This window comes from Chimaeribacter arupi (assembly GCF_002858805.1).
Classification (GTDB): domain Bacteria; phylum Pseudomonadota; class Gammaproteobacteria; order Enterobacterales; family Enterobacteriaceae; genus Chimaeribacter; species Chimaeribacter arupi.
In genome coordinates, this window is record NZ_PJZI01000019.1 from 60,795 (window position 1) to 73,014 (window position 12,220).

At 62.2% G+C, this 12,220-nt stretch carries 4 protein-coding genes; all 4 read right to left on the reverse strand.

The window, feature by feature from the left end:
- Nucleotides 1-222: 222 nt before the first annotated feature.
- Complete coding sequence (recD, locus tag CYR52_RS12555; protein WP_101828687.1) at nt 223-2,082, reverse strand: exodeoxyribonuclease V subunit alpha; 1,860 nt, start codon at nt 2,080-2,082, stop codon at nt 223-225.
- Nucleotides 2,079-5,639, reverse strand: a complete 3,561-nt coding sequence (gene recB, locus CYR52_RS12560) for an exodeoxyribonuclease V subunit beta (protein WP_101828688.1) — start codon at nt 5,637-5,639, stop codon at nt 2,079-2,081. Before recB ends, recD begins: the two co-directional genes overlap by 4 nt.
- Nucleotides 5,636-8,548, reverse strand: coding sequence for a pitrilysin (gene ptrA, locus CYR52_RS12565; RefSeq protein WP_101828689.1), 2,913 nt, complete (start codon nt 8,546-8,548; stop codon nt 5,636-5,638). Before ptrA ends, recB begins: the two co-directional genes overlap by 4 nt.
- Before the next feature lie 216 nt (nt 8,549-8,764).
- A complete protein-coding gene (recC, locus tag CYR52_RS12570) occupies nt 8,765-12,145 on the reverse strand; it encodes an exodeoxyribonuclease V subunit gamma (RefSeq protein ID WP_072932565.1) in 3,381 nt (1,126 codons plus the stop codon).
- Between the last annotated feature and the right edge of the window lie 75 nt (nt 12,146-12,220).

A 12,220-nucleotide genomic window follows, 5' to 3' on the forward strand; every position in this document is an offset into this window, starting at 1 on the left:
GGTTCGCCGTCGGCGTGGCGTTTCTCCCGGCTTGCGTGTTGTCTTGCGAAAAACGTCAACCGCTGCAAAACAGCCTCACTGAAAAAACAGCCCTCGCTGAAAAAGAGAGTCATTGCCGCAAAAAACAGTCACCGGCGCAAATACAGTCACCGTCGCAAATACAGTCACCGTCGCAAATACAGTCACCGTCGCAAATACAGTCACCGCGCAGCCTGAATCCCGTCAGGAAGCCGCCTGAAGCGCCTGCATTAACCGGTCACCCAGGCCACTGCGCCGCTGCGTCGGGGTGCTGATGGCACTGGCCAGCACGTTATGGCTGGCATAAAGCGACAGCTGTTTTTTGGCGCGGGTAATGGCGGTGTACACCAGCTCACGCGTCAATACCGGCAGCCACTGGTTCGGCAGCACCAGCAGGGTGTGGTCAAATTCCGACCCCTGAGACTTATGCACGGTCATCGCGTAGGCAGTTTCATGCGCCGGAAGGCGGCTTGGCTGGACGGACTTAATTTCACCGTTCGGCAACTGGAAATAGACCCGCAGCTCGTTGCGGTGGTCACGCAATGTGATGCCGATGTCGCCGTTAAACAGCCCAAGTGCGCTGTCATTACGGCTGATCATCACCGGCCGGCCGGCATACCAGCGCCCGGCCGCGCCCGGCTGGCGGCGGATTGCCCCACAGCGGTTCAGCGCCAGCTCAATCCTGTCATTCAGCCCGCTGACGCCAAACGGCCCCTCGCGCACGGCGCACAGCACGCGGAACTGGTTGAACAGCCTCAGGATCTCCCCGGCACCGGCACCGGCTTTCACCTGTTCCAGATAGGGCCGGTAGTGCGCCACGCAGCGCTCCAGCAGATGCGGATAGTCTTCGTTCTCTGCCAGCGGGTAACCCTGCACATCCTCATGGCTGCCGCCCAGCACCTTCAGCGCCGCTGCGGCTTTCCCGGCGTTCACCGCACTGGCCAGCAACCCGATGCCGGAAGCCGCATCAAAGCGATAACTTTTGCGCAGCAGGCAGAGGCTGTCACGCACGGTAGCGTGCGCCTTGAGATCGGTGCCGCTCAGCGCGCAGCCGGTGATGCGGCTTAACTGATCGGCCCGCGCCGGGCTGTAGCCCTGTTCAGCGAAACGGCAGAGATCGCCCAGCACCGCGCCCGCTTCCACCGAGGCCAGCTGATCGCGGTCACCGAGGAAAATCACCCTGGCGTGCGGCGGCAACGCAGCAATCAGCCGCGCCATCATCGGCAAGTCCACCATCGAGGCCTCATCCACCACCAGCACATCCAGGTGCAGCGGGTTCGCAGCATGGTGACGCATTCGCTGACTGTTGGGCTGTGCGCCCAGCAGCCGGTGCAGGGTCGAGGCCTCCTGCGGGATCGCCGCCTGGATCGCGGCATCCAGCGCCAGTTCACGGCTGGCCTTGCCGAGGGATTCCGTCAGCCGGGCAGCCGCCTTGCCGGTCGGCGCAGCCAGCTGGATACGCAGTTTCCTGTCTGCTGAGAGCTCAACCAGCGCCGCCAGCAGCCTGGCCACCGTGGTGGTTTTGCCGGTGCCCGGCCCGCCGGAAATAATGGAGATGCGGCGGGTAATGGCGACCGCTGCCGCCACCTTTTGCCAGTCCGGCTCACTGCCGCCGGGGCCGAACAAACGATCGAGGATCGCGCCCAGCGCCGCGTGGTCAGCAGGCTGGTCGCTGTCACTGGCGATAAACCCGGCCACCTGCGCCTCGCACTGCCACATCCGTTGCAGGTAGAGACGGTCCTGATGCAGCACCAGCGGCGTGGGTTGGGAGCCGTCGCTCACCGCCGGTGACTCTTTCAGCCAGTGGAGCCACTGCGTGCCGCCAGGGTGGCCGAGGCGCGCGCCCATCTCTTTTGCCAGTTCCGGGTGGCGGCCATCAAACAGTGCATCCGGTGTGAGCTGGGCCAGCGGCAGGCAGACATGGCCGCTGCCCGCCTCTGCGCTGACGCAGGCTGCCGCCAGCAGCATCGCGGGTTGGTTCTCATCCGCCAGAAAACGGGCAAATTGCACATCCAGCGGCCTCAGGGCGCCACCCAGCAGCGCACGTTCCAGTAAGGTCATCATGAAGGTGATCCTGCCTCAGTAAGAGAGAGCGTGTGGCCTTCGAACAAGGCATCCATCTCGCGGATAAAGTCCGACGGGGGGCGGCAGCGGAAAATGCCGTTTTCCGGATGCTGTTGGTCGATCCCACGCAAAAAAAGATAAATCACGCCGCCAAAGTGGCGGTCGATGTCATAGCCAGCCAGGCGGTGCCGCAAATAGCGGTGCAGCGCCAGGCTGTAGAGCTGGTATTGCAGGTCATAGCGGTGTTCGGCCATCGCCTGCGCCATCGCGGGCTGGGTATAGGCAGCGGCACTCTCGCCCAGCCAGTTGGATTTATAATCCAGCAGGTAGAACTTTCCTTCCCAGCAGAACACCAGGTCAATAAACCCTTTCAGCATCCCTTTCACCTGCCGGAAATCCAGCGGCGGGCAGGCAGCCGACAGCGGATCATACTGCTTCACCAGACGGTCGAGATCCGCCGCGCGCAGCAGGCCACGGATTGGAATATAGAATTGCAGTTCCGCCTGCCGCTGCGCAGGCGGCAGTTGCCGCAATGACAGCCCCTCCGGCCCCAAAGGCGCCTGCAGCACCTGTTCCAGCCAGCCGGCCAGCACCTCGCCCCACTCGCTGCCGAAGCCCTGGGCCGTGAGTTTCTCCTCCAGCCAGGCGCGATCCGGTGTCTGGCTGAAGTCGATCTCTTCAAACAAACTGTGCAGGAAGGTGCCGGGCGACGCCCCTTTCGGGAAGGTGTGCGGCGTCATGCCCGGTGTGGTTTCCGGCTGCTGCTCCCCGGCGGCGTCAATGTCCAGCCGCGGCAGCAGGGCTTCTGCCAGTGCGCTGCCGTGCTGCTGCAAGCCGGAATAGCTGGTGACCCGCCAGTTATCCCCGACGGGACGGGAGAACTCCCGCGCCTCCAGCGCCAGCGCCGGGGGAGCCGGCGCTTCCCACGGCTGCACCGCCGGTTCGGCAATCTGGGTCAGCGCGATGCTCTCATCCGCCAGCGCGCCCAGCAGCTCCGCCAGGGCAAAGGCGTCACACGTTTCCCCTTTCTGGATCAGGTAGCCCAATGCGCTGCGGTGCAGATCGGTGTCGCCCTGCTTTTTGCGGTTACCCTGAATCAACGGCGCAATGCCGATGCTGCAATGAAACACTGACCGGGTCAGGGCCACATACAGCAGGCGCAAATCCTCCGCCAGCCGTTCCTCTTCCGCCAGTGCCTTGCTCTCCTCTTCCTCCCGCAAGTCGAGCAGCGCCGCGAACGTCTGGCGGTCATGGTAGAGCGCCTGCTGCTGCGGGCGGAAATGGGCGATAAACGGCAGCCACACCAGCGGATACTCCAGCCCTTTGGATTTATGGATGGTTACAATCTGCACCAGATGGCGATCGCTTTCGAGGCGCAGCTGTTCGTTTTCCGCCTGCTTCTCCGGCTGGGCAATCTGCTGGGCCAGCCAGCGCACCAGCGCGTAGTCGCTCTCCAGCTGGGAAGAGGCCTCCTGCAACAGTTCACCCAAATGCAGGAAATCCGTTAACCGGCGCTCGCCCTCTTCGCTGACCAGCAGGTTCTCTGCCAGATGGCGTTTGCGCATCAGCTCGCGCAGCATCGGCAGCACGCCGCGCCGCTCCCAGTGTTCGCGGTAGCCGTCAAACTCCAGCACCAGCGCATCCCAGTCGGTTTCACTGGCGCTCAGCTCCGCCAGCGTACGGGCGTCCAGCCCCATCACGCCGGTCGCCATCGCGCTGCGCAGGGTACGTTCCTGCTCCGGAGCCAGCACCGCCTGCAACAGCCAGAGCATGTCCCGCGCTTCGGGGGTATCAAATACGCTGTCACGATTGGAGAGGTAAACCGAGCGGATGGCGAGCGCGCCCAGCGCCTCCCGCACCAGCGCAGCCTCAATCCGGTTACGCACCAGCACCGTGATGTCCGACGCCCTGACCGCGCGCCGTTCCCCGCCGTTGACCAGCCACGCCTCGCCGCGCTGCCCGGCAGAGAGCCAGTGGCTGATCTGCCCGGCACACTGGCGCGCCATCATCTGCTGGTAATCACTGACGCCAACGCCCTCACCCGATTGCAGCCAGAAATGCAGCGCCGGTTGCCGTTCGCCGGACACCTCAAACGCCAGCGCCTGGTTGCGGGCGGCTGCGGAAACCGGGCTGAACGGGATCTCACTGAAAATAAAGGGATCGTCTTTCTGCTGGAACAGCGTATTCACCGCGGCCACCATCGGGTGGGAGGAACGCCAGTTGGTGCCGAGCGTATAGTGGGCGCTCACTTCTGCACGGGCGCGCATGTAGGTGAAAATATCCGCCCCACGGAAAGCGTAAATGGCCTGTTTGGGGTCACCGATCAGCAGCAGGCCGCATTGCGGCTGGTTGCCGTAAAGGGTCCGGAAGATCCGGTACTGTTGCGGGTCGGTGTCCTGGAATTCATCGATCATCGCCACCGGGTAGCGGGCGCGGATCGCCTCGGCCAGCGCCCTGCCGCCTTCGGCCTGTAACGCCTCATCCAACCGGCTGAGCAGGTCATCAAAGCCCATTTCAGCCCGCTGGCGCTTCTCTTTCTGCACCGTCTGGCGGATTTCTGTGATCGCCTGCGCCATCACCACATCGCGCAGAGAGAGCGGCTCAGTACAGAGCTGCTCGATCAGCGTAAATACCGGGTGGCGCGGCGGCTCACCTTTTTTGGTTTTTTCCAGCAACCGTGCCTGGCTGAACTTTTCCAGTTCTGCCGGCAACTGGTAATCCTGCGTCTCCAGCGCGCACCACTCACTGACTTTCTCCAGCCAGAGCGGCAGGTAACGGCTGCTGTAACTGCGCTTGTCGACGCCGGAAGCAGAAATCAGCGCTTCCAGCTCCCCCGCCGCACTGTTCCATGCCTGTTTTACCTCGCTGATGCGGGCAATGATCCGCGCATGACGGCTCTGTAACGTTTCACCTTCGGCAGGCGGGTAACGCAGCGCCGGGGCTTCGCCGTGAAGATAAGGGGCCAGATCGCGCAGCAACTCCTCCGGGCCGCTCCACGCCTGCCCCACCGGCCGGGCAATCTCAATCGGCAGCGGGTAACAGTGCCGCCGCCAGAAGTCAGCACACGCCTGACGGCGCAACGGCATTTCATCCTGCACCAGCGTCTGCTCAAACAGGATGCCGGACTCAAATGCATTGTGGGTCAGCATCCGCTGGCAGAAACCATGAATAGTGTAAATCGCGGCTTCATCCATCTGCCGTTCGGCCGCCAGCAGCAACGCGGCGGCATCGGCCAGATCGGCAATCTCTGCCATCAGCGCCTGTAACATGCCGTCACTGCTGCTGCCGCGCACGCAGGCCAGCCGCAGGGCATGGATATTCTCGCGGATGCGGCCGCGCAACTCTTCGGTCGCCGCCTCGGTGAAGGTCACCACCAGAATCTCCTCGACCGTCAGCGGGCGCGGGAAGGCCGCCTCCCCGCCCAGCCCCAGCAGCAGGCGCAGGTAGAGGATCCCGATGGTGAAGGTCTTGCCGGTACCCGCTGAGGCCTCAATCAGCCGCTCCGCATAGAGCGGCAGGGTCAGCGGGTTCAGGGCGAGGGGCGCGGACGTCGTCATTGCCCATTCACCTGTTGCGGCAGGGTCGCTTGCAGACGGGTGGTGTCAGTGTAGGTCGTCCAGTCTGCCGGGGCAGCGAAACCGCCTTTTTGCGCATCCGGGCCGTTACCCTGGATCTGTGACAGCAACGCCAGCCCTTGCGGGTTCATCACAGCCTGTTGGTAGTACTGGTGCAGCTGGTCACGCGTCAGGGCTTTCAGCACCCCGACCACCTGGTCGCGGGTATCGAAGCGGAAATTGCCGCGGCTGAAGTCATTGCTGAAGCGGCTGGCTTCTTCACTCAGGGTTTGCGGACGCTGGGTCAGCTCATCGATCATTGCCTGACGGTATTGCACAAAATCCTCATTGCTCATGGCACCCAGCCGTTTATCCGCCTGGGCAAAGAAATCAAGGTAACGCGGGTAGAGGTAAGCCGGTGGCTGGCTGTTGCTCTGTAACAGGAAGCCCAGCCCCCACTGTTTCCCGACTGAGATAGGGAAGGCAAACACCGCGTAGCCCAGCTGCTCCTGCGTACGCAGCTGGCTGTAGAACCAGGGTTGCAGAATCTGCCCAAGCAAGGCGCTGTAGGCCATGCTGCGCACCTCATCATAACCGGACGGCACATAGACCGCAGCCAGTGCGGAATCACTGCTGCTGCCGGCTTTTTGCAGGTTGGCCAGCTGTTTCTGCGTAATCACCACCTCTTTGCCGTGCCACCAGGCTTTGCCGGTGCAGCCGAGCTGGGTTTTCAGCGAATGTGCCAGCCGGCGCACCTGATCCGGCGTCATGTTACCGACCACCAGCACTTCCGGCGCGGCCAGATGGAGCAGGCTGTCACGGTAGGCGATGATCTCCTCCACCGTGATGCTGTCCAGCATGGCGCGGCGCGCCTCACGTTCGCTGTAAGGCACGCGGGAGAGCATCTGGACCGGCATGATCGCCTGCTCAAAGGCTTTGCCTTTGCCGGAGGCATCCAGCTTCTCCCGGTACCAGGATTTGGCCTGCGCCAGCTGATCGGCGGTCGGCGTGAAGCTGGCGTAACCGGCCACCAGGGACGTGAGCAGTTGCGGCAAGCGCTGGGTATAGCCGTTGGCGTTAAAGACTACCCCATTATCCGGCGCAGTGGAGAAGCCGATACCGCCGATAGAGGCCTGATAACTGAGCTGATCCAGCGCCAGCCCCGCCAGATAGTCAGTGAGCGCATACATCACCTGATGGCGCGGTGAGTCGAGTGCCGTTGGGTTGCGGAAGGCAAAGGTAATGTCGGCGCGCGGCTCATCGGCAAAGGCGCGGCTTGGCATGTAGAGCGCGCGCAGCCCCGGCTCATCCACCACCACCTGTGGCCGCACCGGTTTTTCCGTGGAGGTAATCAGTGACAGATCGTCCGGGATATAGGGGTTAAGCGCCGGCAGTGTCAGGGCGATTTGTGTGCCCAGTTGCTGCCAATGCTGGCGCTGCGCCGGGGTAATACGGTCTACCTGGTATGGCGCATCAACGAAATAGGCAGTACGGTTGTGCGGTGCATCCGGGCTGACCACCCAGACACGCACTTTTTCCGGCGTCAATTGGCTCAGGCGGGCGGCGATGGCCGCCGGGTCATAGCGGTCGGCAATGTAGGGGGCATCCAGCGTATGGTTCACCGGTACCCGCAGCATGGTATCTACCAGCCACTCGATGTAATTCATATCGCGGGTAATGGCCGGGTAACGGTAATCGAGGTTCAGCACATGGCTGATTTCATCGAAATAACTTTTGCTGATGCCCTGCTGACGCAGCATCGACAGGTAGTTGAACACTGCGGCAATCACCTCGTCACGCTGCGCCAGCCCTTTGTCAGTCAACGACACGGAAATGGCAAACACGCCCTGGTTGCGGTCAACCAGCGGGTCGGCCCCGGCATTGATGGCATCTGCCAGGCCCTGTTTCTGTAACCAGTCCGACAGCGTGCCGGGGCTGCGGTTACCGATCAGGTAGCTGATGTAGGTGTCGGTTTTGCTGCGGAACGCCTGGCTGTTTTGATCCCGCGCGCGGTCGTTATCTATCGCGAACTCCAGCTTGAGCTGTTTACGCGGCTGCGCCGGGACATAGTGAACAATAATGCCCTCTTGCGCCGGGGTCAGCGTCGGCACGGTAATCGCCGGTACGCTGGCCTGATGGTTGGCGATGCGGCCAAAGGTGCCGGCCGCCAGCGAGGCCAGTGCGGGTAACGGCTGGTTGCTGTAGATCACGCCCACCATCAGGTTGGCGGAGTAGTAGCGCTGGTAGAACGCCGTCAGCTGCTCATGCAGTTTGCTGCCGGGCTTGTCTTTCAGCGTGTCGAGGTTGCCGCCGGAGAAGCGGGCGCTGGGGTGCGCCGGGTTAAGCGTCTCCGCCCTGACCTGTGCCATGCGCATACCGTCACGCGAACGCGCCATCGTCAATTCAGCATTGACAGCATGGCGTTCGCGATCGGCATTGACCGGGTCAAGCAGCGGCGCGGCAATGGCATCCGCCAGCCGGTCAACCGCCGGGGTCAGCGCGCTGTTTTCCACCTCCAGGTAGAATGCGGTGCGGTAGGAGGCGGTGCTGGCGTTATGGCTGCCGCCATGTTTCTTCAGAAACTCGGCAAGGTTTTCCGGGTCCGGGTACTTTTTCGACCCCATCAGCACCATATGCTCAAGGTAGTGGGCCAGCCCCAGCTGGCTCCCCGGATCGTCCAGCGAGCCGACCGGCAACGCCAGCGCCGCCAGCGATTTGGGGGCCTGGGCATCAGACACCAGCAGCACCGTCATGCCGTTATCCAGTTTCACCGCCTGGTATTGGCGGGGATCGTGTTCACTCTTGTTGATTGTTTCCGCCAGTGGCTGCCATCCCTGCGCAAAACCGCTGATTGGTGCTAAAAAAATCAATAACAACAGTAACCTGGAAATACAGGTAAGCTGTTTTCGCATTCCCACTCTCCCATCACCTGGTAAATGTACCGCCGGAGCAAACTTCAAAGGGTAAGGCCACTCTGCGTGAACGTTGCTGGCCGGGCCGCCTGAAGAGGTGAGACCCAGTATGCCGCGATAGTGCCGCCACAGGCGGTATCGCTGAGAATGCACCTGCCCTGTGGCAGCGGCGGTGCACGGCGGAGTCCTTTCATGACACGGTGACGCGTCTTGCCTTTATGCCGCCCCGGCCTGATGGTGCAGGGCCAGAGGCAGTAAAAAACGTTCCGCATTCTGCTGGATTTTTACGATGTCGTCATCGTCCAATTGCCGGATGACGCGTTGCAGGTAGGGATCATCGCCTTCGCCGGGAACACGCTGATCGCCCAGCCAGGCCTGAAGCAGTTTACCGCGGGCTTTGCCCTGCGTCTCCTCATCACGGTTTATCTCCCCGGTCTGGGGATCCACGCAGTGGCTGAGCCACGCCCAGCCGCTCTTGTTGACCAGCAGCAGCGGCTCACGCATACCCTGCCGGTACCCCTCGATCAACAGCGCCAGATAGTCCCGGGCCTGTTTGACCGGCAGAGCGGGGAAGTGCCACGCGGTATCTTTGCGCCCATAGCTGCGGCTTTCCCCCTTGCCTCCTGATGCACAATACGCCAGATGCTCGATCCACAGCAACACCCCATCCACCGCATTCAGTGTCGCAGGCCGCCAGCGCAACAGGCCATCGGGCTGGATATGGTGAACCCAGCCGGTGATCAGGCAGTCACCGATTTCCAGGGTAATCTCTTCACTGCGGGACTCACCGCGCAGCGCCCTGACCTTCTCTGCCAGCCCGGTCATCTCTTCGGACTGCTTCTGCCAGTAGATTTCACCAAACGCGCCGTAAGGCAGCGCGCCGGAGGCTTTCACCCGCGCATAGAGCGCGTCGGCGTCCTGCTCTTCAATCAGCGTATTGAGCAGCTGGCTGTTGAATTTATAGCGGTTGAGGCTGTCCAGCACGAACGGCTCTTCGTCCGGCAGCTCCGTCTCTTCCAGCATAAAATTGACGCCGAGGCGCATCTGGAAAAAGGCGCGAACCGGATGCCGATAAAAGCGCATCAGGTTTTCCAGCGTGATCTCTTCCAGCGGTTCCGGTGCCAGCGGCTGGTTGAAGTCCGGGTGCGGCTCACCCTGCGCGCTGGCGGCGGGCAGCCATTCGCGCGCGTAACTCTGGTGTTCATCACCCGGCACAAAGTTTTCCGCATTAAACGGCATCCGGGCATGGTGGCAGAGTACGTGCTCACGTACCCGGCGTTCGCTCTCGTCCGCCTCGCACGCCAGATCGTCCGGCAGCACGAAACTCTGGCCGATATACTCCATCAGCTCGGTCACCAGCACGGAGGCGTAACGCTCGCTGTTGTCCTGAATTGAACGGCCGATAAAGCTGATGTAAAGCCGCTGCTGGGCTGACAGCATCGCCTCCAGGAACAGATAGCGGTCATCATCACGGCGGCTGCGATCCCCTTTTTTCACCTGATGCGCCATCAGGTCAAACCCGAGCGGCGGCAGGGTACGCGGGTAAACGCCATCATTCATGCCCAGCAAGCAGACCACCTGGAAAGGAATCGACCGCATCGGCATCAGGGTACAGAAGTTGATTGGCCCTGCCAGGAAGCGCTGGCTGATGCGCTCCTGATCCAGCCGGGCCGCCAGGTCATCACGCAGGATGCTGAGCGGCACCTTATCCGGGTATTGCGCGGCCAGCCCGAAATTGATCGCTTTCTGCCACTGCTCCTCAATCACCGTCAGCACCCCTTCCGTCTCCACATCTTTGATGAAGAAGGTGTCGAGCATCTGGCGGCAGAGCGGCAACCATGCCGCCAGCGGGCGCGGTTCATCCAGCAGGGTGCGCCAGCGGGTAAGCTGCATCAGCAACTCTGCCAGGTGCCCGGCCAGCTCTGCCGCCAGCCCGGTGGACTCGTCATAGGGCAGTACGCCCTGCCAGTGCCCGGCTTCGCTGTCCATCGCGTAGCCCAGCAGCATCCGCGTCAGGCCAAAGCGCCAGGTGTGCTGGCCGGTCGGCGGCAGTTCAAGCTGGCGGATGGCGTCATCGTCCAGCCCCCAGCGGATGCCGGATTCACTGACCCACAGCCGTAACAACCGCAGCCCATCCTCATGGATAGCGAAACGGCCGGCCAGCGCCGGGACTTCCAGCAACGCCAGCACCTGCTCTGAGGTAAAGCGGCTCTGCGGCATCTCCAGCAGGGTAAGGAACGCCTGCAACGCCGGGTGGGCCTGGCTCGCTTTACGGTCAGAAATGGCAAACGGCAGGTAGCGATCCGGCGGGGCATTGCCAAATACGGCCTGAATGTAGGGCGCGTAGCTGTCGATGTCCGCCACCATCACAATGATGTCACGCGGCGTGAGATCCGGGTCTTCCGCCATCATCGCCAGCAGTTTGTCATGCAGCACTTCCACTTCGCGCTGCGGGCTGTGGCAGGCATGGATGCAGATGGAGCGATCCTCTGGGTTCAGCAGGCGTTTACCGGCGCTGTTGGCCAGGGTTTCCGGCGTCATGCCCAGCACCGCCTGGTCATTCAGCTCCAGCATGTCCTGCTGCACCGCGTGCAGCAGGGTGTCGTCTTCCATGTCCACAAACGCCTGCACTTCCTGAATGTCATCAATCTGGGAAAGCAGGTACATATGGTCACGCCCCAGCTTGCCCCAGGAGGCCAGCAGCGGGTTGGTAAGTGCCTGCTCCCCTTCCTGGTTAAACAGCTGCGGTGCCTGCGCCGGATCGCGGAACAGATCAACCTCGGCGCGGGCGAGGTAGTCACGCCGTTTGCGGCTTTGCAGTTTGGCCAGAAACGCATAGTTCTGGATGTCACCCCAATAGTAGCGGCAAGGGTTGGTGAACATCAGGTGGATGTCGATGTGCTTGCCCAGCGCCTGCAACGCCTGCAAATAGATTGGCGGCAGCGCGGAGATGCCGCAGATAAACACCCGCGCCGGCAGCCCCGGCGGGCAGGTTTCATGCTGGTTCAGGGTGGTGATAAAGCGCTGGTAGAGGTTGGCACGGTGCCATTTCGGCTGCCCCAGCGTGGCGGTGTACTCACACAGCCGCGCCCACAGTACCGCCTGCCACTGCTGCGCCTCGCCCAGATCCTCTTGCAGTTCACCGCGCTCCCACCCTTCCAGCCAGTGCGGGCGGTAAACCAGATACTGGTCAAACAGGTCAGCGACCCTGGCAGCCAGCTGGTGGATTTTGCGCTTGTCACCGTCATCCTGCAGGTAATGGCGCAGGGGGGCAAAGGCCGGTTCCGGCAACATCTCCGGCAGCAGCCACATCAGCTTCCAGGTCATGGCATCTTTACTGAAGGCGCTCTCTTTCGGGATCCCCGGCAAGACGCGGGTGAACATGTCCCAGATAAAGGAGGCCGGCAGCGGAAACTGAATATTCGCCGCAATCCCAAACTCATCGGCCAACTGCATTTGCAGCCATTGCGCCATGCCGGGGCTTTGCACCAGCACCACTTCCTGTTGGAAGGGATCGGAGAGCGGTTGCCCCTCAATAAGCGCCGAGATCAGTTTTTTCAGCAGATCCAGTTGGTTGGAGTGGTAAACGGTGAACATGATGCCTCTGAAGTGAATAACGGGTGTGGCAGGCGGCTTGCGCCGCAGCCCCACTGTAACCTGACGCCGCCGTAA

Bases quoted from the DNA above. Each gene is read 5' to 3' on its own strand.
- recD (WP_101828687.1), bottom strand. From the start codon at position 2,082: ATGATGACCTTACTGGAACGTGCGCTGCTGGGTGGCGCCCTGAGGCCG.
- recB (WP_101828688.1), bottom strand. From the start codon at position 5,639: ATGACGACGTCCGCGCCCCTCGCCCTGAACCCGCTGACCCTGCCGCTC.
- ptrA (WP_101828689.1), bottom strand. From the start codon at position 8,548: ATGCGAAAACAGCTTACCTGTATTTCCAGGTTACTGTTGTTATTGATT.
- recC (WP_072932565.1), bottom strand. From the start codon at position 12,145: ATGTTCACCGTTTACCACTCCAACCAACTGGATCTGCTGAAAAAACTG.